We start from the raw sequence: 20,185 nt of genomic DNA on the forward strand, positions 1-20,185 counted from the left end.
GCTGCCTGATCGGGTGTATGCGCAAAGCGGTAGCGATTGAAAAACAAGAGGAAACCGGCATGCGGCTGAAGTTGCTTTCGCCTGGCGAAATGAGCGCCGACCAGAAAGAAACCTACGACGAGGCCATCGCCGGCAAGCGCGGCGCCCCGCCGGCGCCGATGATGGCCTGGCTCAACAGCCCGGAGATGGCGCGGCACGCCACGCGGCTTGGCGAGCAGCTCCGTTTCAACACGATGTTTCCGGCAAAGCTTTCCGAAATTGCCATTCTCGTCACCGCGCGGCACTGGACCTCGCATTACGAATGGTATGCGCACAAGCGCCTGGCGCTGAAGGGCGGCATGGACCCGAAAATCATCGAGGACATCCGCGACCGCCGCACGCCCGTCTTCGATGACCCCAAGGGCCGGATGATCTATGATCTCGCCAAGTCGCTGCATGAGGGCCACGGCGTGTCGCAGGGACTGTACGATGAGGCGGTGAAGGTGCTCACCGTGCGTGGCGTTGTCGAGGTCATTGGATTGTGCGGCTACTACACGATGGTCTCGATGACGCTGAACACGTTCGAGTTCGGGCTGCCGGACGGCGAGGTATCGGATCTTGTGTGATCTCTCCTCCCCCTCTCCCCGTTCTTCACGGGGAGAGGGTTGGGGTGAGGGGCTCCCTCCGCGAAACGTGACCTCCGATAGATCTGTACCCCCCTCACCCGGATTTTCCGCTTCGCGTAAAACATAGCCGAAGCCTACTTCGGCGTTCTTTATTGGACAGCCGCCGAAGGCGGCCTACGCCTCTCCCCGCAAGCTGGGCGAGGTTGAGAACAACACGCGGAGAAGCACATGCCCTCACATCCACCCATCGTCGCCGGCACGCGGATCGGGCATGTCCATCTCAAGGTCGCCGATCTCGAACGCGCGCTCGGCTTCTATTGCGGCGTGCTCGGCTTCGAGATGATGCAGCGGATGGGTTCTGGCGCGGCATTCATTTCGGCCGGCGGTTATCACCATCACATCGGCCTCAACACCTGGGAAAGCAAAGGCGGCCACCCACCGCCCCCGGGCACCACCGGCTTGTTTCACACCGCCATTCTCTATCCCACCCGCGCAGCGCTAGCGGATGCGCTGTATCGTGTGATCCAGGCCGGCATCGAACTCGACGGCGCCAGCGACCACGGCGTCAGCGAGGCGCTCTATTTGCGCGACCCCGATCAGAACGGCGTCGAACTCTATCGCGACCGGCCAAAAGAAGAATGGCCCCGCGCACCCGACGGATCGCTCGCGATGTTCACCAAGCGGCTGGATCTGGAGGATCTGCTGCGGCAGCGGGAGGCGTAAGCCAATGCGATTCACCGTAGCACCAGGTGCGTAAGCCAGCCGCCGGCATAGAGACCGCCGCCAAACACCGCATGCGTGACGAGACTGTGTAGTCGGGCGGCTGCCGGATGCGACGTGCGGCTCGCGGCAATGCCGAAACCCATGGCGGGCTGCATCACCAGGAACGGCGCGGCCACGCTGCCGATCCCGACCAACAGTGCCGGGCCGATCGTCGGATCGCGCGCCCAATCGAGGCCGAAGAACGCAAGCAGCATGCCGGCAAACACAATCCCGATCAGGTAATGCGCTGACCAGCCGATCAGTCGCTCGCCCCGCAGCGGCGGCGACGCGGCAATCCGGTCGTGGCGCAAGCGCCCGCGTGCAAGGTGGCCGAGCCAGCGCCCTACCAGACCATAGTCCAGCGACGGAATGCCAAGCAGCCGCTGCCGGATCATCGTCCAGATGTCCATCACGACGGTTGCACCCGTCCCGATCAGAACCGCCGATGTCAGATAATTTGCCGCTTCAGTCATGCATGGCCTCCGCTGGAGCCTGCGCTGCCACCATCCAGCACGCCGCGGTGAAGGAGACCGCTGGCCCGCGTATATAGGGCTCGAAGGCCATGCTGACGGTTTCGATCACCCGTGCACGAGTGCCTTCATCCGCCCCCTGAAGGAACAGGCCGACCGGTCCAAGCCAGCCGACGTAGCGGGCGAGTTCGGTCTTCTGAAAGCTGCAGACGATATCGATCGGCCGGATGTCGATCGCTGTCCAGCCACTCGCCGCCAAAATGGTCTCGATCCGGCGCTGGTCGGCGAAGGCGAACTGCCCCGGCCCTTCGGGTCGACGCGCGGGAAGGTCGGGCAGCAGCGGCTTTGCCGCCCGCTCGGCCGTTGTCATGAATGGATTTTCCGCCGCACCCCGCCAGGCAATGAAGCGCAGCCTCGCGTCAGGCCGTGCCGCCTGGCGCAGATTAGCGAACGCCTGCACGGGGTCGGCAAAGAACATGACCCCGAGACGCGAAATGATCATGTCGAAACTTGCGGGCGCGAAGGCGTGTGTTTGGGCGTCGGCGCAGATGAAACTTGCAGGTTGGCCGTCCAGCGCTGCTCGGGCGCGTGCCACGGCGATCATCGGTTCCGAGAGGTCGATGCCCGTGCAGTATCCCTTGGTACCGAGTGCCCGGGCGGCGGCGAGCGTCGTGGCACCCGTGCCGCAGCCGACGTCGAGCACGCAGCTCGCTGCGGCCTCGGACACCACCTGGACCAGCAAATCCTCGAAGGGCCTGAACATCTCCTCGAGCACGTGCCGTGCCTCGACCCAGCCACGTCCGGCGGGGCCGTTCCATAATCTTGCCTGTTCGTCATCTGGCTGCTGCGCGACATTCATGATCTCTTCCTTTTGTTATCGCTGTTTCCTGCCTTGCCAAGTGGGCGCGGATGGCTGCACTCTGCCAGTTCAAGTCAACTTGAGGTCAAGGCATGAGAGACATCGATATCGCAGAGGCGGCTCGATTGTCGGGCGTTCGCGCCTCGACCCTGCGCTTCTATGAGGAGAGGGGGTTGATCGCCTCTCACGGAAGGCGGGGCCTTCGCCGGCTGTTCGATCCGGCCGTGTTGGACCGACTGGCGCTGATCGCACTCGGGCGGGCCGCCGGCTTCTCGCTCGATGAGATCGCCAGGATGTTCGCACCCGACGGCCGGCCGCGCATCGACCGGCGGATGCTGGCGGCCAAGGCCGATGAGCTGGAGCGGACGATCCGAAAGCTCAACGCCATGCGCGACGGCCTGCGCCACGCCGCCGCCTGTCCCGCCCCGAGCCACATGGAGTGTCCCACCTTCCGCCGCCTGCTGCGGGCCGCGGCGTCAGGCGCTATTGGCGAAAGGAAGACGCGGCGGCCGCCGCGCAAATCGTTCGCCGCTACTGGACGCGAGCAGGGCCGCGCCCGCGGATCATGATCAGCACCGCCGCCGTCAACTCCACGCCGATGCACCCGTAGAACGGCAGCGTGTAACTCCCGGACAGATCCCGCAACAGGCCGACCACGCCGGGACCGAACGCATACGTGATCTGGTTGATCGCCGTGATCAAACTGATCAGGACACCGAATGAACGCGGATCGAATTCGCGCTGCACGATCAGAGCCGGCAATGTGATGAGGTTGCCGACGGAAAAGCCGAACAGCGCGCAGGCCGCCATCAGCACGTAATCGTTATGCACATTGATGACAATGAGCAGCGCCACCGCCTGGCTGACGAACGAAAGCGAGGACGCCAGCCGCTGGTTCATCCGGTCGATCACGAAGGAAAACAGCACCCGACCAACCACTGCCATCGCCGTCAACAGCGCCACCGCAATCGCCGCCTGCTGCCGCCCGATCACCGAATCCAGGAATGCGATCAGGTGCACGATGAAGCCGACCTGCGCGAACAACACCAGTGCGAACGCCGACGACACCGAGAGAAAACCGATGTCGCGAAAGGCGCGTGCGCGAATTTGCGTCGGCGACGGCGCGTCGGCAGCCTCTAACCCGCCCGCACTCAGGTGAAGCGGCGGGCGCCCGACCAAGAGCAGGATCACCGGCACCATCAACGCAACCATTACGACGGCCGACGCCGTCATCGCGCCAGAGAAACCGAAATAGCCGATCGCGGTCACGAGCAGCGGCACGCCGACGATGCCGCCAAAGCTCGCGCCATTCAGCGCCAGGCTGATCGCCATGCCACGCTTGTTGTCGAACCACAGCCCCAGCGTGTTGGTGATGATGCCGAGGCTGGTGCCGGCCCAGCCGAACGCCAGCACGGCGTTCGCAAGGTAAAGCTGCCAGGGTTCGCGCACCTCGCCAATCGAGATCGCGGCCGCGGCCATCGCGAATGTCCCCGCGATCAGGCAATTGCGCGGACCGAACGCTTTGATCGCCTCGCTGACGAACGCGACCAGCGCTGCGCCGAACAGATAGAAGAACGTGGTGCCGGACGAAATCAGCGACGCCGGCCAGCCGTGCAGCCGCTGCAACTCGGCGACATAGACGCTCTGGCCGTAGAAGCCGAGCCCCCAGCCGAAGGTTGCCAGCAGGAAGCACACGACGACGATGCGCCAGCCGTCGTAGCGGATCGAGGTCTCGTCGATGGTGGCGTAGTTGCGAGCGTCCAACGTCGTTTGCTTCTCTTGCTATTTCTCACGTCGTCATGCCCGGGCTTGCCCGTCTTCGCTAAAGCTACGCCGGACTGATATCGTATGCCCGGCGAAGCCTTGGCGTAGCCGGGTCCCGGGGGTCCACGTCCTTCCTGCAGCGATCAAGACGTGGATGGCCGGGACAAGCCCGGCCATGACGATCACCATTAGCAGATCGGGAGTTTAATTGCTTCGGCGCCGGCCGAAATGTCAGCAGATGTCACTAGGCCGGTTTCGACGGATCGTAGAAGAAGCGTTCGCGCCAAACCTTGTCGCCGCGCCATTCCTGCAGCGCGACTTCGTCGAACCGCCCGGTCTTGCCGGAATGAAAGACAAAGTCGAAAATCCAGTGAATCGCGACATGGTCGCCCTCGACGACAGAGGTCACGCAGGTCGAGGTCACGCTTTTGACCCGCTCCAACACCGCGCGCTCATGCGCCACCAGCACGTCGCGGCCGACCCGTGGCGGAGCGGCGTTCTCCTGCATGCTGGCGTCCTCGGTGTAGAAGCGCTCGATGGCGCCGGCATGATCGCCGGAGACGACGGCGGCGATGAATTCATCGAGACGGGCGCGCGACGGCATGGGACCTCCGGTAATTAGACACTCGGACCTGGAATCTCGTTGACCGCCTGCAGCTTCACGCGACGCCTTGCAAATGACGCAAACGACAGCACTACAAGGCCGAGCAGCACCGGCGGGAACACCACCATGTTTACCATCGACCAGCCGTAATGCGCCAGCAACTGACCGGACGAGAACGACCCCAGCGCCATCATCCCGAAGATCAGGAAGTCGTTGAACGCCTGCACCTTGTTGCGCTCCTGCGGCCGGTGCGTCTCCAGCACCAATGCCGAGGCGCCGATAAATGCGAAATTCCAGCCCACCCCGAGCACGATCAGCGTCGCCCAGAAATGCAGTGCGGTGATGCCGGAAAGGCCGATTGCCGCCGCGGCAGCTTCCAGGGTCAGGCCAAGTGCCACAATTGTCGGTGCGCCGAAGCGCGCGATCAGCGAGCCCGTGAAGAAGCTCGGACCGTACATCGCCACGATGTGCCACTGGATGCCGAAATTGGAATCGCTCACCGTGAGCCCGCACATCTTCATGGCGAGCGGCGCAGAAGTCATGACGAGATTCATCATGGGGTACGCAACCACGCCGCACAGCGCCGCGGCAATGAAGCGCGGTTGCCGTGCAATCTCGAACAGCGGCCGCCCGCCATGCATGTCCGACGGTGCCGGCTTCGGCGCATCGACGCCCCACAGTACCGCTGTCGCCACCAGCGCGACGAACGCCTGCACCACGAAGCTGAACGCAAACAGATAAGGCGGCCAGATATCCATGGTCCACTGCACGAGTTGCGGGCCGAGCACGCCGGCGAACACTCCGCCGGCCATCACCCAGGACATGGCTTTCGGCCGGAACGCTGTGCTGGCGCCGTCAGCGGCGGCAAAGCGATAGGACTGCGCGACTGCGCCGTAGAGGCCGCCGAGGAAGGTCGCAAAGCAGAACAACCAGAACGAGGCATAGAGAACGGCGGCGGCGGCGAGCGCACCGGTGAGGATTCCACAGAAGGTACCAATGATGAACGCGACACGGCGGCCATAGGCGCGCGAGATCGCGCCCGTCGGCAGCGTGCCGGCGGCGAGCCCCAGCACGTACATCGACAGCGGCACGGTGGCGAGCGAGATGGTCGGCGCCAGCGTCGCGCCGACGATCGAGCCGGTGGCGAAAATCACCGCCGAATTGGCGCCGGTCAGCGCCTGCGCCGCGGCGAGCCGCAGCATGTTGGCGCGCACGCGGGCGTCGTTTGATAGCTCTTCGGTGGCTGTCGTATCCAGCATCGGCATTCCCGCCCGGCAGGCCCCGGGCCGGGAGCCTCATTGATTGATTCCGCAGCACTATGAAGACGCGGGGCGGCGCGATCAACCGACGCAAACGGGCGCGCGCCATGCAGGGGGCGCAAGCAGCTACCGTATCACGACCGCTTCTTGCCTGCTCGTTTGCCAGCTTGCACCGCGCCCGTCTTGTGGACCTTCGAGCGAGGATCTCCAAGGCCGGCATGCGAAAGGTGCGGACTCCAATCAAGTGCAATCGTGGCAGCGAAGCCGAAGAAGCTGGAACGACTCATACCAAGCTCCGTGGCGCGCTTGTCGATCCGCGTGATCAGGCTCTTCGGCAGATAGACGTTCACGCGTTCGGACGGATCGGGCGGGTCGACCCCGACGATGAAGTAGGCGACGACGTCGGCACCCCTCGGCAGCGCGATCTGTTCGATCGGCGTTGGCTCCGGTAGCGACCTGCCCTGCTCCGCCATTTCGTCCACCGCTCGCGCCAGCGCGGCCTCCGCTTTCTCGATCGCCGCTTCCTGCGATCGCCCGCCGGCGACGCAACCCGGAAAATCCGGAAACCACGCGCCGAGTGCGCCGCGCGGACCGCGTTCCAGCACTGCAGGATAGAGCCGCTTCTTCACCTTGGCCTCCCCATGGTGGTTGTGCTATTTAACACACAGACTGGTGTGTCAAATCACACATCAATGCTAGCATGATCCAAGAGGAGGGGCAAAAATGGATGCGCAAGCCGAACTCCGCATCATTCGTGCGGCCTACGCCAAGCAGGTTCTTGCTGCCGCAAGCGTTGTCGATGCGCGCCTGGCTCAGGCGTTTGCGACCATACCCCGCGAGGACTTTCTTGGGCCCGGTCCCTGGCTGGTGCGGCGCTGGCTACGCGACTACGTTTCGACACCCGACGCCGATCCCGTTTATCTCTATACCGACGATCTGGTCGCGCTCGTGCCCGAGCGCGGCGTCAACAACGGGCAGCCGTCGTTGCATGCCCATCTCATTCACCGGGCCACACCCGCCGTCGGCGAGCACGTGGTGCATGTCGGAACGGGCACAGGCTATTACACCGCCATCCTCGCGTACCTGGTCGGACCGTCAGGGCGGGTTACGGCGATCGAATATGATGGAGCCCTCGCGGCCCGCGCCAGAGCCGGCCTGGCGCCCTACGCGAATGTCGCCGTGATCGAGGGCGACGGCGCACAGGTGCCGTTCGATGCCGCCGACGTCATCTATATCAATGCCGGCTGCACACGGCCTGCCACGCGCTGGCTCGACAGCCTGGCCGATGGCGGTCGCCTGATCATACCGATAACGTCAGATCAGGGATTTGGCGGTATTGCGCCGGAGCGCATGGCGAGTGCCGGCGCAGTGTTCCGAATTGAGCGAAGGGCAGCGGACTATCTTGCAAACTGGATCTCGCCAGTTGCGATCTTCCCCTGCGCCGGCAGCCGCGACGAGGCGTCCGAACGAGCTCTAGCCGAAGCCTTCGCCCGTGGCGGCTGGCAGAAGGTCACGCGACTGTACCGCGACCAATCCATTCCGGATGAGCGCTGCTGGCTTCGCGGAGTTGGGTGGTGCCTCGCCTACAGTTGAGCTGCGGAAAGGCGTTATGCCGACGCGTCCGATCGTCCGAAGACGAGGATCATGTTGTTGGCGGGCATTTGCACGGTTTCGAGCAAGACAAGACCCACCGATGCTGCGAGCTTTTCGAGATCGGCGACGTCGCGCACGCCCCATTCAGCATCCTGCTCGCGCAGGCTGGTGTCGAACACGGCGTTGCTGATCGCGGTGTGCTTGCCGTCGCGCTTGAACGGGCCATAGAGAAACAGCCGCCCGTCATCGCGGAGATAGCGCGCCGCGCCGGCGAACAAGCCCTCGGCGACGCGCCAGGGCGCGATGTGGATCACGTTGGCGCAGAACACCGCCAGCAGTTTGCCCGGCCCGCTGCCGTCATGCATCGCCGGACACCAGGCCGGATCGACGAGATCGACCCGCAACACCGGGCGCATGTTCGGCAGGCCGGCATGCGCGCGCCACGCTTCGATGCTGTTGAGATGTCGTTCATTAAGATCGCTCGGCCACCAAATGATGTCGGGCGTGCGCTTTGCGAAATGCACCACATGCTGGCCGGTGCCGCTGCCTGCCTCCAGCACGTCACCGGATTTGCCGGTGAGGAATTTTTGCAGCACCGCCCAGATCGGTTCGTGGTTACGGTGGAATGCCGCCGCGTCGAGCCGGCCGTCGGGCTCGACCGGCCGGCCATCCTTGCCGAATTCCATCGCATGTTCAGCCATCGCAGTTCGGTCCCCGAAAAATCAGTGGCGCAGCGTCACTTCAGATCGCCGCAGAAGATCTCCTTCAACACCTCAAGTAGACGCAGTGTGCGCTGATCGGCGACGCGATAATGCAGCGTCTGCGAGGTTCGCCGGAATTCCACCAGGCCGTCGGCGCGCAATTTCGCCAGATGCTGCGACAGTGCGGACTGACTGAGATTCACGACAGTGACCAGCTCGCCCACCGTCATCTCGCCGCGCACGGCAAGAAAGCAGAGGATCAGCAGGCGTTTTTCATTGGCGAGCATCTTCAGGAGCTGCGCGGCGTCACCGGCCTGCTTCGCCAGCTTCTTCAGCGCCGCCGCGTCGTCGGCGCCGGGGACAAAGGCGGTCTCTTGCGTGGTCTGTTGCTCTGTCTCTTGGGCTGCCGGGGCGGCTGCTCTCATCGCTGCAAATCCGGTATCTTTTCCGCGCCTGCGAAGCACACATAACACACTAGCGCGTCAGCCTTTCTTTAGCATTGACTAAATTAGCAAATGTGGATAATCGTTGCAAAAAGCAAAAAATGATGCGGCGATGCGGCCGCAAGGGGAAGAAAACGTGCGGCCAGACCCGTTACGCAGCAAAGCTGTTCTCTCCGATCCCGCCGCCCCGGATATCCCGATGGGACGCCGCCGCTTTCTCGGCCTCGGCGCAGCCCTGACCAGCAGCCTTGCCGTCGGCGGCAAACAGGCCATAGCGGACCCGGCGCAGGAGTCTCCCCCCGCAGACGCGCCCTGGTCGCAATCGATCGGCGCCGGCGTGGTCGACCGGCCCTATGGCCGCCCCGCCGATGCCGAAGCTTCCGTCATCCGCCGCAACGTGCCCTGGTTGACCGCGAGCGCGGAATCGTCAGTGAGCTTTTCGCCGCTGCAGGACCTGCACGGCATCATCACGCCGAACGGGTTGTTCTTCGAGCGCCATCACGCCGGCCGCCCTGATATCGACCCGGCGCAGCACAAGCTGATGATCCACGGCCTCGTCGAGCGCCCGCTGCTTCTCACCATGAAGGACATCATGCGCTTCCCGTCCGTGTCGCGCATCCATTTCATCGAATGCCCGGCCAATGGCGGCATGAACTGGCGCGCCGCGCAGATGAATTCGCTTCAGTTCAGCCACGGCATGGTCAGTTGCGCCGAATGGACCGGGGTCAAACTGTCGACGCTGCTGGAGGAGGTCGGCATCAAAAAGCAGGCGAAGTGGGCGATGGTCGAAGGCGCCGACGGCGCGCATATGAATCGCAGCCTGCCGCTCGACAAATGCCTCGACGATTGCCTCGTGGTCTATGCGCAAAACGGTGAGGCGCTGCGGCCCGAACAGGGCTACCCGCTGCGGCTGGTGGTGCCGGGCTGGGAAGGCAACGTCAACATCAAATGGCTGCGCCGGATCAAGCTTGGCGAAAAGCCGTGGCACACCCGCGAGGAAACCTCGAAATACACCGACCTAATGCCGGACGGCACCTCGCGCGGCTTCACCTGGCTGATCGACGCCAAATCGGTCGTCACCTTTCCCTGCCCGGAGAAGCCGCTCGATGGGCCCGGCCTCTATGAAATCCGGGGACTGGCCTGGACCGGCAACGGCAAGGTCAAGCGCGTCGATGTCTCCATGGACGGCGGCGTCAACTGGCAGACCGCGCGGCTGCACGAACCGGTGCTGTCGAAGGCGCTGACGAAATTCACCGTGCCCTGGCGCTGGGACGGCCGGCCCGCGCTGGTCGCATCCCGCGTTATCGACGTGACCGGTTATGTGCAGCCGACAATTGCACAACTGCGCGCACAGCGCGGCTCAAACTCGGTCTACCACAACAATTCGATCCAGATCTGGCAGGTCAAGCCCGACGGAAGCGTCTTCAATGTACAGCTCGCGTAAGATTTGCCTGCCGATCGTAGCCATCCTGCTCGCCGGCGCCGCAGGCCTCGCCGGCGCGGCCGAACCCGGCTCGTTCGGTTACGGCAGCGTGGCCACGCCGGCGCAGATCGCCGGATGGGACATCGACGTGCGCGGCGAGGACGGAACGGGCCTGCCGCCCGGCAAGGGCACCGTCGACCGGGGCGCGGAGGTTTATGCCGAACAATGCGCGGCGTGCCATGGAACCTTCGGCGAAGGCGAGGGCCGGTTTCCGAAGCTGGTGGGCGGCATCGGATCGCTCCGGGACGAGCGCCCGGAGCCGACGGTCGGCAGCTACTGGCCGTTCGCCCCGACCCTGTGGGACTATATTAACCGCGCCATGCCGATGCAGGCGCCGCACACATTGTCAGCGGATGACGTTTATGCTTTGACCGCCTATATTCTGAACCTTAACGATCTCGTTCCCCATGAATTCGTTGCCGATCGCAACAGTTTGCCGAAAGTCAAAATGCGCAATCGCGACAATTTCATCTGGACCGATCCGCGCCCCGATACGATGACAAAACCCTGCATGAACGATTGCGTCAACGCCGCCGATGTCAGGATATCGTCGACGGCCGAGGGCAGGAATCTGACGCCGCGCACGACCGGGCCACTCGATACGATGCAACAGAAGTAGAAATTACGGAAACGCCTGTGACCGATCATTTCCCGACGAAATCCGCAAAGCTTCCGGCGTTGGCGCTGCTCGTCGCTCTGGCGTCCGCGGGCGCCGCGCAGGCGCAGTCCGCGGTGGATGAAGGCCGCAAGCTGGCCTTCGACCGCAGCAAGGGCAATTGCCTGACCTGTCATGTCATCAAGGGCGGCAACCTTCCCGGCACGATCGGTCCCGAACTGGTCGACATCAAGAGCAAATACCCCAATCGCGAGGATCTCGTCGCCATCCTCAACGACGAGACCCTGCGCAATCCGCTCACCGTGATGCCGCCCTTCGGACGGAACCGGCTTCTGACCGAGAAAGAAATCGAGGCGGTGGTGGATTTCCTGCAGACGTTGTGACGCAAGTTTGAGACGTGCTGACGCACGCTTAGGAGATTTTCGATGAATACGACTGACGTCAGATTTTCGGCCACCCGCCGCCTGATCCTGCAAGGGGCAGGCGCGGTCGCGCTGGTTGGCCTCGGCAACCTTCCGTTTGGCCTTACTCCGGCGCTGGCCGCGGCCAACGACAAATATCCGGAAGAGGCATTCAAGCAGAAGAGCGACGCCGACGTCATCAAGACGCTCTACGGCAAGACCGCCGAGCCCTCGGACAAGGTGAAGATGGATGCGCCTGAGATCGCCGAGAACGGCGCCGTGGTGCCGATCTCGGTCTCCACAACGCTTGCCGACGTAACCTCGATCGCGTTCCTCGTCAGCGAGAATCCGAACGTGCTGATTGCAAAGTACAACATTCCGGCTGGCACGCTGCCGAACGTCGCCAACCGCATCAAGATGGCCAAGACCAGCAACGTGACCGTGCTGGTGGAAGCCGGCGGCAAGCTCTACAGCGCTTCCAAGGAAGTCAAGGTCACCGTCGGCGGCTGCGGCGGTTAGGGCATCGAGGGAGAACTCACATGGCATCCACCATTCGCGTGCGCGCTTCTTCGAACGGCGACATCACCGAGGTGCAGGCGCTGATCCAGCACCCGATGGATTCCGGCTTCGTCAAGAACGCCAAGGGCGAGACCATTCCAGCGCACTTCATCCAGCAGCTCACCTTCGAGCATGACGGCAAGAACGTGTTCACGGCCGACTGGGGCGGCGGCATCTCCAAGGATCCCTACGTCAAGTTCGCGTTCAAGGGCGCCAAGAAGGGTGACGAGTTGAAGATAAGCTGGGTCGACAACAAGGGCGCGACCGACACCACCACGGCGAAGATACAATGAAGCTGCGATCCGCGATCTTTCTGGCATCCGCCGCGATTGCGCTGGCCGCGCTGACGCTGGCGGGCGCGCCGCTATTGGCGGCCGACGACAAGATCGATCCTGTCGCCGACGCCAAGGCGTTCCAGAAGTTCTTCAAAGACAAATTTCCCAAGGTAAAGTTCGAGGACTTCGTCAACGGTCCCTATTCGATGAACGAGGACCTTTATCGGCAATGGCAGGACAAGGAACAGTTCCCGCCCTACGAGTTCTCGCTCGAACTGGGCAAGGAGATGTTCTCCAAGCCGTTCAAGAACGGCAAGACCTATGCCGACTGCTTCCCGAACGGCGGCATCGGCATTCGCCAGAACTACCCCTACTTCGACGAGAAAGAAGGCAAGGTCATCACGCTTGAGTTGGCCTTGAACCGCTGCCGCGAGGCCAATGGCGAACCGCCGTTCTCCTATGTGAAGGACGAAATGGCGGCGCTGACCGCCTACATGGCCTTCACTTCGCGCGGCAAGCCGATGGACATCAAGATTCCGAACGATCCGCGCGCGCTCGCGGCTTACCAGAACGGCAAGGAATATTTCTACACGCGGCGCGGCCAGCTCAACTTCTCCTGCGCCACCTGCCACGTGCAGAGCCCGGGCGAGCGTATCCGCGCTGAGGTGCTCGCGCCCGCGCTTGGCATCGTCAACGCAATGCCGATCTACCGCTCGGAATGGAGCGGCATGGGCACCACCAGCCGGCGCTTCACCACCTGCAACAGCCAGATCCGCGCAGTGCCGCTCAACCCGCAGGACGACGAATATCGCAACGTCGAATATTACCTTTCCTATGTCAGTAACGGACTGCCGATTTCAGGTCCGGGAGCGCGGCCATGAGGAACCTGATGCAGAAATCCGCATTAGTTCTGGCGCTATTTGCTGCGGACGCTGCGCCCGCGCTCGCCGCGGGCTCCGAGGACGAATTCAAGGCGGCCTACGCCGCGGCTGAAGCCGCCAACAAGGAGGCCGGCAAGCTACGCAACCAATGGACCACCACGGCGAACACGCTGGCGGCGGCGAAGAAGGCGGCGGATGCGGGCGATTTCGACAAGGCCACCGCGTCGGCCAAGGAAGCGGAGGCGCTGGCCAAGGCTTCGATCTTCCAGGCCACCAGCGAGAAGACGCGCTGGAAGGATCTGGAAATACGCTGACACCGTTACGACGCGCGGAGACCCGCATGACCATCCGCCGCCGCGATTTTCTGACGCTAGCGGGCGCTGCCACCCTGTCCGGCAGCCTGCCACGGTTGGCGCGCGGCGCCGACAATGGGGGCGTTTACGATCTCGAGCGCTTCGGCAATGCACGTATCCTGCACATCACGGATACGCACGCGCAGCTTCGGCCGGTGTTCTTCCGCGAGCCGAGCGTCAATCTCGGCGTTGGACCGATGCAGGGCAACCCGCCGCATCTAGTCGGGCACGCCTTTCTCGATCGTTTCGGTATCCGCCCGGACAGCGCCGATGCCTATGCCTTCACCTACGTCGAGTTCGAGAAGGGCGCCGGCCGGTTCGGCAAGCTCGGCGGCTTCGCGCATCTGAAGACGTTGATTGATCGCATGCGAAGCGAAGCCGGCTCCGGCCGCTCGCTGCTGCTCGACGGCGGCGATCTCTGGCAGGGCACCGGTCTTGCCAATACCATGCGTGGCGTCGACATGGTGGAGGCCGCCAACCTGCTCGGCATCGAGGCGATGACCGGCCATTGGGAATTCACCTATGGCGAGAAGGCGCTGCGCGCCAACCTCGAACGCTTCAAAGGCGAGTTCCTGGCGCAGAACGTCTATCTCACTGAAGAAGCCGCCTTCAATGACGCCAAGGCGTTCGATCCGGCCTCGGGCCGCGTGTTCAAGCCGTCCGTCATCAAGGAAATCGGTGGCTATCGCGTTGCCGTGATCGGACAGGCGTTCCCCTACGTGCCGATCGCGCATCCGAAGCGCTTTACGCCGGACTGGAAGTTCGGCATCCGCGACGAGGAGCTGCAGAAACTCGTCGATACGCATCGTGGCACCGACAAGGTCGACGCCGTCATTCTGCTCTCGCACAACGGCATGGATGTCGATCTCAAGCTCGCCAGCCGCGTCACCGGCATCGACGTCATCCTTGGCGGCCACACCCATGACGCCGTGCCGCAACCGATTGCCGTCACCAACGCACGCGGCACCACGCTGGTCACCAATGCCGGCTCGAACGGCAAGTTTCTGGGCGTGCTCGATCTCGATATCGGCAAGGGCAAGGTCAAGGATGTCCGCTATCGGCTGCTGCCGGTGTTCTCGGAACTGCTAAAGCCCGATCCGGCGATGCAGGCGCTGATCGATGAGATCCGCGAGCCGCAGGCTGTTGCGCTCAGCGAGAAGGTCGGTGTAGCCGACCGTCTGCTCTATCGCCGCGGCAATTTCAGCGGCAGCATGGACCAACTCATTTGCGACGCGCTGCTCGGCGAATTGAACGCGGAGATCGCGCTGTCGCCGGGTTTTCGCTGGGGCACCACGGCGCTGGCCGGCCAGCCGCTGACGATGGAGGACGTGATGGCGCAGACCGCCGTCACCTATCCGGAGACCTACGTCCAGACCATGACCGGCGGCCAGATCAAGGACGTGCTGGAAGACATCTGCGACAATCTCTTCAACACCGACCCCTATTACCAGCAGGGCGGCGACATGGTCCGCGTCGGCGGGCTCGCCTACACCTGCACGCCGGCCGAAACCGTGGGAAGACGGATTTCCGAACTCAAGCTCGACAACGGCCGCGCGCTGGAAGCCGACAAGCACTATAGGGTGGCGGGCTGGGCTTCCGTCAACGAGCAGACCGGCGCGCCGGTCTGGGATATCGTCGCAAGGCATCTGAGGTCGGGCAAACCGCCCAACCGCTCGCCGCCGGGCGTGACACTGAAAGGCGTTGAAGGCAATCCTGGCATTGCGGGACAGGCATGATGGGCTTTTCGACCATGCTTCGCGCAACCGCCGTGGCGCTTCTGATCATAGCCGCCGCGCCACATACCCGCGCCCAGCAGGCACCGCTGCAGGACAAGCCGTTCGCCGAACACAAGATCGTGCTGCAGCTCTCCGACAACGATCCGCGCAAGCAGGGCCTCGTGCTCAGCGTCGCCAGCAACCTGATGAAGCATTACGACCCCGACAAGGTGGCGATCGAGGTCGTCGCGTTCGGCCCCGGCATCGACCTGCTGCGCCCGGAAAATCCCAACCGCAAGATGGTCGAGAGCCTGGTCGCGCAAGGTGCGCGTTTCGACGTCTGCCTCAACACCGTCGATACGCTCGAACGCGAGGCCGGCAAACGGCCGGAATTCATCGCCGCGGCAACGCCGGTGCAGGTCGGCGTCGCGCAGATCCTGTTTCTGACGGGGAACGGGTATACGTTGGTGCGGCCGTGAATTCATTGCGAGCGCTCCTCGCAATGACGGGGAGAGAGTCGTCCTAATTTCATCGCGCCCTCAGGCGTGGTAGAGTGATGGAATTGCAGGAGCAGGGCTGGAGCTACGTCGGGCCCTGACCCAACCTGAGTTAACGCGGACGTGTAGCCATGATCTTTCGTCAACTCTTCGACAGCGTATCCGGCACCTACAGTTATCTGCTGGCGAGCCGCGCCGGCGGCGAGGCGTTGATCCTCGATCCCGTGCTGGAAAAGGCCGATCGCTACTGCCAGCTTCTGCGCGAGCTGGATTTACGGCTGGTGAAGGCAGTCGACACCCATCTGCACGCCGACCACGTCACCGGCCTCGGCGAACTGCGCGACCGCACCCAGTGCATCACAATCATGGGCGAGCAGAGCAAGGCCGACGTGGTGTCGATGCGGGTGTCCGAGGGCGACAAGGTGACGATCGAGGGGCTCAGCCTGGATGTCATGTACACGCCCGGCCACACTGATGATTCCTATAGCTATTTGATGGGCGACCGCGTCTTCACTGGCGACACGCTGTTGATCCGCGGCACCGGGCGAACCGATTTCCAGAACGGCTCTTCGCGCGCACAATATGAATCGATCTTCAACCGGCTTCTGAAACTGCCGGACGAGACGCTGGTATTCCCCGCCCATGACTACAAGGGCGACACGGTTTCCACCATCGGCGAGGAGCGCCGCTATAATCCGCGGCTGCAGGTACGCAGCGTCGACGAATATATCGAGCTGATGGCGAACCTGAAGCTGCCGAATCCCAAGATGATGGACGTCGCGGTGCCCGCCAACATGCATGTCGGCCTGCACCAGGAGGAGCTTGCCAAGCAGGGGCTCGCGCTCTGTGCCCGCGATGCGATTGCGAGCCTTGGCCGGCCCGACATCCTGCTGGTGGACTTGCGCGAGACCAGCGAGCGCGCCAAACATGGCACCATCTCGGGCGCGCTGCATGCGCCCTACCCCGGCATCGCCGAGAGCCTCAAGCCCGGCGGCATGCTGCGCGAAGTCGCCGCCGCCACCGGCCGCCGGGTCGTGTTCTTCTGCGCCTTCGGCGAGCGCTCGGCGATGGCGGTGACCGCGGCAAAAAACGCGGGGCTCGCCAACACCGCCCATATCGAAGGCGGGCTGGACGCGTGGAAGAAGATCGGCGGGCCGGTGGTGCACGAGTCGTAGCTCGTAGCGGCCCGTAGGGTGGGCAAAAACGCGCAGCGCCGTGCCCACCATCTGTCAACGCATCGGCTCTGGATGGTGGGCACGCTTCGCTTTGCCCACCCTACAAAATCGAGCAAGCCTCACCGCCCCACCCGCTTCAACTCGGCCGTCAGCGCATCGAGCGCATCCGCCAGCGTGACGCCGCCGCATTCCGTGAGCCGCTCCGGAATCACGATGCGTCGCTCGGGCGGGTAGAAGCGCTGCAGCGCCGGATGGACCAGAAACGCCTGGCCGTCGTCGCGCGCATAATCACCGGCTTGCGAAACCACGATGATGTCGGGCCTCACGGACACGATCGCTTCCAGTGAGGCAAATCCGCCGAATGTAAAGCCGAGATCGCCGGCGGCGCTGCTTAGCCCGACTTCGCTCAGCAGCGAACCGAGAAAGCCGTCGCTGCCCGCCACCCAGCCGCGCCGCGACAGCGGCAGCACGCGATAATGCCGTTCAGCAGCGGCACGGCGGGCGCGCGCCAGCGCGGCGTCGAGCCGCGCGATTTCGGCGGCCGCGCGATCGGGGTGCCCGGTCATCTCGCCGACCTCGCGGATCTGCGCGCGGGCTTCTTCGAGGTTTCGCGGCACGGCGAGCTCGACAAGATGAAGGCCCTTCGCCTTCAACAGCTCCCGCGTCGAGCGCTTGTCGAACGCGCTGGCGATGACCAGGTCCGGCTTGAGCAAGAGCACGTCCTCAGCCGCGCCTGACAATACCGGATAACGGCTGATGTCGCCCGCCTGCGATTGCCAGCCGTCGCGTGCGAAGCGGCTGAGGCCCAAAATCTGCTCGGGGTCGGCCAGCGCCAGCAGCAACTGATCGCTGCAGACATTCATCGACACCATACGCGGAGGGCTGGCCGCGAATGCTGCGCCGCCTGACATCGCCAACGCGGCGATGGCGACAAGAAAGCCGAACCGGCGCATCAGATATCCGCCCAGGGGACGATGACTACCTCGCGCTGATACTCCGCGCGGTAGGCGCTGATCCGAAACACGTCCGCCATCACCTGCTCCGATAGCCCCTCGTCCGGCGTGCCCCACGACACTAGATTGCCTTCCTTCAGTACCAGCACATGGTCGGCAAACCGCGCAGCAAGCCCGAGATCGTGCGTCACCACGATGACCAGCACGCCCGTGTCCGCGGTCGCGCGCAAATTCTTCATGACGTCGATCTGGTGCCGCGGATCGAGCGAGGCGGTGGGCTCGTCGGCCAGGATGATCGGCGCCTCCACCGCCAGCGCGCGCGCCAGCGCCACGCGGCTGCGCTCGCCGCCGGACAGCTCGGTGACGCGGCGATCGCTGAACTCCATCACGTCGACCGCCTGCATCGCGCGCAGCACGGCCTCGGCGTCCTTCGGCGACAGCCGCGCCGGATCGGTTGCGCCATGCGGGTAGCGGCCGAGCGCCACGATATCGCGCGCCGGCAGCGGCCAATGCACGAGATGCCCCTGCGGCAGATAGCCGAAGCGTTTGGCGCGCTCGCGCAGCGGCAGCGAGGCCAGCGCATCGCCGCCGACCGCGATCTCGCCTTCGGAGGGGATCAGCCCGGCCAGCGCCCGCAGCAGCGTAGTCTTGCCGGCGCCGTTCGGGCCGACCAGCGCCACCAGATGTCCAGCCGACAGCGCCAACGAAACGTCCTTCAGCACGACGCGGCCGGCGAGCCGCACGATGATCCCCCTTGCGGTCAGTAGCGCCGTTTCGCTCATGCGACACCTCCGCCGAGCGCACGGCGTTCGCGCATGATCAGATAGAGGAAGAACGGCACGCCGATGATCGACGTCAGCACGCCGACCTTGATGTCCGACGTCGAGGGAATGATGCGCACCGCGATGTCGGCAGCGAGCAGCAGCGCCGAGCCGGCGAATGCGCTCGGCACCAGCAGCCGCCCGGGGTCATGGCCGATCAGGGGCCGCATCAGATGCGGCGCGACCAGGCCTATGAAACCGATGGTGCCGGTGACAGCGACCGCGCCGCCGACGCCGAGCGCGACGCCTGAAATCACGAACAACCGCAGACGCCCCACATCGACGCCAAGGCTCTGCGCAGTTTCCTCGCCCAGGCTCAGCGCGCGAAAGGCATGGCGCTGGCTGAACAGCATGATCGCACCGGCAATGATGAAGGGAAACGCCAGCATCACATGCTGAAAGCTGCGATCCTCCAGCGAACCGAGCAGCCAGAACGCGATCTCCAGCACCAAGAAGGGATTGCTGGAGAGGTTCATCACCAGCGCGGTGGCGGCGCCGGCAAAGCTCGATATCGCAAGACCGGACAGGATCAGGATCAACAGCCCGGCATTGCGGCCGGCGATCGAGAGCAGCACGAACACCGAAGCGAATGCCGCAATGATCGCCGCGACCGGCAGCGCATAAGAGCGCACATCGGCAAGCCCAAGCGCGATCACCAGCACCGCGCCGAACGCGGCCGATTGCGGCGCGCCGAACAGCGAGGGCGAGGCCAGCGGATTGCGGAGCAAACCCTGCAGCGACGCGCCCGATAGCCCGAGAATGGCGCCGATCGCGAGCGCCAGCAGCGTGCGCGGCAGGCGGATCTCCCGCACGATCACCTGCGCCACCTCGCTGCCGCCGCCGAACAGCGCTTCCGCCACCGCAAGCGGCGACAGCCGCACCGGCCCGATGCCGAGCGAGATCAGCATCAAGAACACCATGAGGGCGGCAAGCGCCGCGGTCGCGCCGATCCGCCGGCGCGCGGCTTCCTCATTGGTCAGGGTTACGGCCTCAACACTCATCGATCGTCCTAAAGCAGGTTTACCCGCCCCCGGTACAGGCGGCGGGCAGGCGTGCTCATGCGGCAAAAATAGCGCACTCGTCCAGTGAGGATCGCCGGACGCCCCGGGGCGCATTGACTCGGACTTTGACAAACTTCTACCATAGTTCCCGACGGTTCCCGTTTGGGGATCAAAAGGGAATGCGGTGCAGGGAAAATTCCCCAATTCCGCGGCTGCCCCCGCAACTGTAAGCGGCGAATCCTTCGTCATAAAGCCACTGGGCATCTCGGTCCTGGGAAGGCGACGATGGGGTAACGACCCGCGAGCCAGGAGACCTGCCGTCAGCCGTGGTCACACGCGAAGATGTCGGTCGGGGAGTACAGGCATTAGCTTCACCTGAGCTGCTGAGAGCACATG

25 protein-coding genes and 1 riboswitch are annotated in these 20,185 nt (G+C 64.1%); of the genes, 14 read left to right on the plus strand and 11 right to left on the minus strand.

The window, feature by feature from the left end; translation table 11 throughout:
- Nucleotides 1–59: 59 nt before the first annotated feature.
- Both YUO_RS0138715 and YUO_RS0138720 read left to right on the plus strand, forming a co-directional pair.
- The gene (locus tag YUO_RS0138715; RefSeq protein WP_028351904.1) at nucleotides 60–605 is read left to right on the plus strand and encodes a carboxymuconolactone decarboxylase family protein; all 546 of its coding nucleotides are present in this window, start codon (nucleotides 60–62) and stop codon (nucleotides 603–605) included.
- Nucleotides 606–833: 228 nt separating this feature from the next.
- Nucleotides 834–1,328, plus strand: a complete 495-nt coding sequence (locus YUO_RS0138720) for a VOC family protein (protein ID WP_028351905.1) — start codon at nucleotides 834–836, stop codon at nucleotides 1,326–1,328.
- 11 nt (nucleotides 1,329–1,339) lie between these two features.
- Here the strand turns inward: YUO_RS0138720 and YUO_RS0138725 are convergent, their stop codons facing one another.
- Both YUO_RS0138725 and YUO_RS0138730 read right to left on the minus strand, forming a co-directional pair.
- The gene (locus tag YUO_RS0138725; protein ID WP_028351906.1) at nucleotides 1,340–1,840 is read right to left on the minus strand and encodes a DUF2938 domain-containing protein; all 501 of its coding nucleotides are present in this window, start codon (nucleotides 1,838–1,840) and stop codon (nucleotides 1,340–1,342) included.
- Nucleotides 1,833–2,696, minus strand: coding sequence for a class I SAM-dependent methyltransferase (locus YUO_RS0138730; RefSeq protein ID WP_028351907.1), 864 nt, complete (start codon nucleotides 2,694–2,696; stop codon nucleotides 1,833–1,835). Before YUO_RS0138730 ends, YUO_RS0138725 begins: the two co-directional genes overlap by 8 nt.
- A 92-nt stretch (nucleotides 2,697–2,788) precedes the next feature.
- Between YUO_RS0138730 and YUO_RS43485 the strand changes: the two genes are divergently transcribed.
- Nucleotides 2,789–3,265: a helix-turn-helix domain-containing protein gene (locus YUO_RS43485; protein WP_051379880.1), complete on the plus strand. Its 477-nt coding sequence runs from the start codon at nucleotides 2,789–2,791 to the stop codon at nucleotides 3,263–3,265.
- On the opposite strand, the gene YUO_RS0138740 is transcribed toward YUO_RS43485, so the two are convergent.
- From YUO_RS0138740 to YUO_RS0138755, 4 genes are all read right to left on the minus strand, one after another.
- Nucleotides 3,228–4,460: an MFS transporter gene (locus tag YUO_RS0138740; RefSeq protein ID WP_028351908.1), complete on the minus strand. Its 1,233-nt coding sequence runs from the start codon at nucleotides 4,458–4,460 to the stop codon at nucleotides 3,228–3,230. The two genes, YUO_RS43485 and YUO_RS0138740, sit on opposite strands and share 38 nt — an antisense overlap.
- Nucleotides 4,461–4,704: 244 nt before the next feature.
- On the minus strand, nucleotides 4,705–5,064 hold the full coding sequence (locus YUO_RS0138745) for a nuclear transport factor 2 family protein (protein ID WP_028351909.1): 360 nt from the start codon (nucleotides 5,062–5,064) through the stop codon (nucleotides 4,705–4,707).
- Between the two features lie 14 nt (nucleotides 5,065–5,078).
- The gene (locus tag YUO_RS0138750; protein WP_028351910.1) at nucleotides 5,079–6,323 is read right to left on the minus strand and encodes an MFS transporter; all 1,245 of its coding nucleotides are present in this window, start codon (nucleotides 6,321–6,323) and stop codon (nucleotides 5,079–5,081) included.
- A 134-nt stretch (nucleotides 6,324–6,457) separates the two neighbouring features.
- Nucleotides 6,458–6,952, minus strand: a complete 495-nt coding sequence (locus YUO_RS0138755; RefSeq protein ID WP_028351911.1) for a type II toxin-antitoxin system HicB family antitoxin — start codon at nucleotides 6,950–6,952, stop codon at nucleotides 6,458–6,460.
- Nucleotides 6,953–7,046: 94 nt separating this feature from the next.
- Here YUO_RS0138755 and YUO_RS0138760 point away from each other — a divergent pair, with 94 nt between their 5' ends.
- Complete coding sequence (locus YUO_RS0138760; protein WP_028351912.1) at nucleotides 7,047–7,916, plus strand: protein-L-isoaspartate O-methyltransferase family protein; 870 nt, start codon at nucleotides 7,047–7,049, stop codon at nucleotides 7,914–7,916.
- Between the two features lie 14 nt (nucleotides 7,917–7,930).
- On the opposite strand, the gene YUO_RS0138765 is transcribed toward YUO_RS0138760, so the two are convergent.
- Both YUO_RS0138765 and YUO_RS0138770 read right to left on the minus strand, forming a co-directional pair.
- Nucleotides 7,931–8,617, minus strand: a complete 687-nt coding sequence (locus YUO_RS0138765) for a DUF938 domain-containing protein (protein WP_028351913.1) — start codon at nucleotides 8,615–8,617, stop codon at nucleotides 7,931–7,933.
- 35 nt (nucleotides 8,618–8,652) lie between these two features.
- On the minus strand, nucleotides 8,653–9,042 hold the full coding sequence (locus YUO_RS0138770; RefSeq protein ID WP_083754902.1) for an ArsR/SmtB family transcription factor: 390 nt from the start codon (nucleotides 9,040–9,042) through the stop codon (nucleotides 8,653–8,655).
- A 217-nt stretch (nucleotides 9,043–9,259) separates the two neighbouring features.
- Here YUO_RS0138770 and soxC point away from each other — a divergent pair, with 217 nt between their 5' ends.
- The 10 genes from soxC (at nucleotide 9,260) to YUO_RS0138820 (ending at nucleotide 17,014) form a co-directional block, all read left to right on the plus strand.
- Nucleotides 9,260–10,504 carry a sulfite dehydrogenase gene (gene soxC / locus YUO_RS0138775; RefSeq protein ID WP_083754903.1) on the plus strand — a complete coding sequence of 415 codons (1,245 nt, stop codon included), beginning with the start codon at nucleotides 9,260–9,262 and terminating at the stop codon, nucleotides 10,502–10,504.
- On the plus strand, nucleotides 10,488–11,162 hold the full coding sequence (locus tag YUO_RS0138780; RefSeq protein WP_028351916.1) for a c-type cytochrome: 675 nt from the start codon (nucleotides 10,488–10,490) through the stop codon (nucleotides 11,160–11,162). Before soxC ends, YUO_RS0138780 begins: the two co-directional genes overlap by 17 nt.
- Before the next feature lie 59 nt (nucleotides 11,163–11,221).
- A complete protein-coding gene (gene soxX, locus YUO_RS0138785; protein ID WP_028351917.1) occupies nucleotides 11,222–11,542 on the plus strand; it encodes a sulfur oxidation c-type cytochrome SoxX in 321 nt (106 codons plus the stop codon).
- 42 nt (nucleotides 11,543–11,584) lie between these two features.
- Nucleotides 11,585–12,079, plus strand: coding sequence for a thiosulfate oxidation carrier protein SoxY (gene soxY, locus YUO_RS0138790; protein ID WP_028351918.1), 495 nt, complete (start codon nucleotides 11,585–11,587; stop codon nucleotides 12,077–12,079).
- Nucleotides 12,080–12,099: 20 nt separating this feature from the next.
- Nucleotides 12,100–12,411, plus strand: coding sequence for a thiosulfate oxidation carrier complex protein SoxZ (gene soxZ / locus YUO_RS0138795; protein WP_028351919.1), 312 nt, complete (start codon nucleotides 12,100–12,102; stop codon nucleotides 12,409–12,411).
- The gene (soxA, locus tag YUO_RS0138800; RefSeq protein WP_028351920.1) at nucleotides 12,408–13,274 is read left to right on the plus strand and encodes a sulfur oxidation c-type cytochrome SoxA; all 867 of its coding nucleotides are present in this window, start codon (nucleotides 12,408–12,410) and stop codon (nucleotides 13,272–13,274) included. Before soxZ ends, soxA begins: the two co-directional genes overlap by 4 nt.
- Nucleotides 13,271–13,588 carry a hypothetical protein gene (locus YUO_RS0138805; RefSeq protein ID WP_430649597.1) on the plus strand — a complete coding sequence of 106 codons (318 nt, stop codon included), beginning with the start codon at nucleotides 13,271–13,273 and terminating at the stop codon, nucleotides 13,586–13,588. The genes soxA and YUO_RS0138805 overlap by 4 nt, the downstream gene beginning before the upstream one ends.
- A gap of 26 nt (nucleotides 13,589–13,614) precedes the next feature.
- Entirely contained in the window at nucleotides 13,615–15,363 is a 1,749-nt protein-coding gene (gene soxB / locus YUO_RS0138810) for a thiosulfohydrolase SoxB (RefSeq protein WP_028351922.1), read from the plus strand.
- Nucleotides 15,363–15,821: a DsrE family protein gene (locus YUO_RS0138815; RefSeq protein WP_028351923.1), complete on the plus strand. Its 459-nt coding sequence runs from the start codon at nucleotides 15,363–15,365 to the stop codon at nucleotides 15,819–15,821. The genes soxB and YUO_RS0138815 overlap by 1 nt, the downstream gene beginning before the upstream one ends.
- Nucleotides 15,822–15,970: 149 nt before the next feature.
- Nucleotides 15,971–17,014 (plus strand): MBL fold metallo-hydrolase, encoded by a 1,044-nt coding sequence (locus YUO_RS0138820; protein ID WP_028351924.1) that lies wholly within the window; start codon nucleotides 15,971–15,973, stop codon nucleotides 17,012–17,014.
- Nucleotides 17,015–17,133: 119 nt separating this feature from the next.
- Here YUO_RS0138820 and YUO_RS0138825 read toward each other — a convergent pair whose 3' ends face one another.
- From YUO_RS0138825 to YUO_RS0138835, 3 genes are read right to left on the minus strand one after another with little or no spacing between them, the layout of a single operon-like run.
- A complete protein-coding gene (locus YUO_RS0138825; protein ID WP_051379881.1) occupies nucleotides 17,134–17,967 on the minus strand; it encodes an ABC transporter substrate-binding protein in 834 nt (277 codons plus the stop codon).
- Nucleotides 17,967–18,749, minus strand: a complete 783-nt coding sequence (locus tag YUO_RS0138830) for an ABC transporter ATP-binding protein (RefSeq protein WP_028351926.1) — start codon at nucleotides 18,747–18,749, stop codon at nucleotides 17,967–17,969. Before YUO_RS0138830 ends, YUO_RS0138825 begins: the two co-directional genes overlap by 1 nt.
- Nucleotides 18,746–19,789: a FecCD family ABC transporter permease gene (locus YUO_RS0138835; protein ID WP_051379882.1), complete on the minus strand. Its 1,044-nt coding sequence runs from the start codon at nucleotides 19,787–19,789 to the stop codon at nucleotides 18,746–18,748. The genes YUO_RS0138830 and YUO_RS0138835 overlap by 4 nt, the downstream gene beginning before the upstream one ends.
- Nucleotides 19,790–19,924: 135 nt before the next feature.
- Nucleotides 19,925–20,125: riboswitch (cobalamin riboswitch) on the plus strand.
- Nucleotides 20,126–20,185 lie beyond the last annotated feature (60 nt).

The organism is Bradyrhizobium murdochi, from assembly GCF_000472965.1.
Taxonomy (GTDB): Bacteria; Pseudomonadota; Alphaproteobacteria; order Rhizobiales; family Xanthobacteraceae; genus Bradyrhizobium; species Bradyrhizobium murdochi.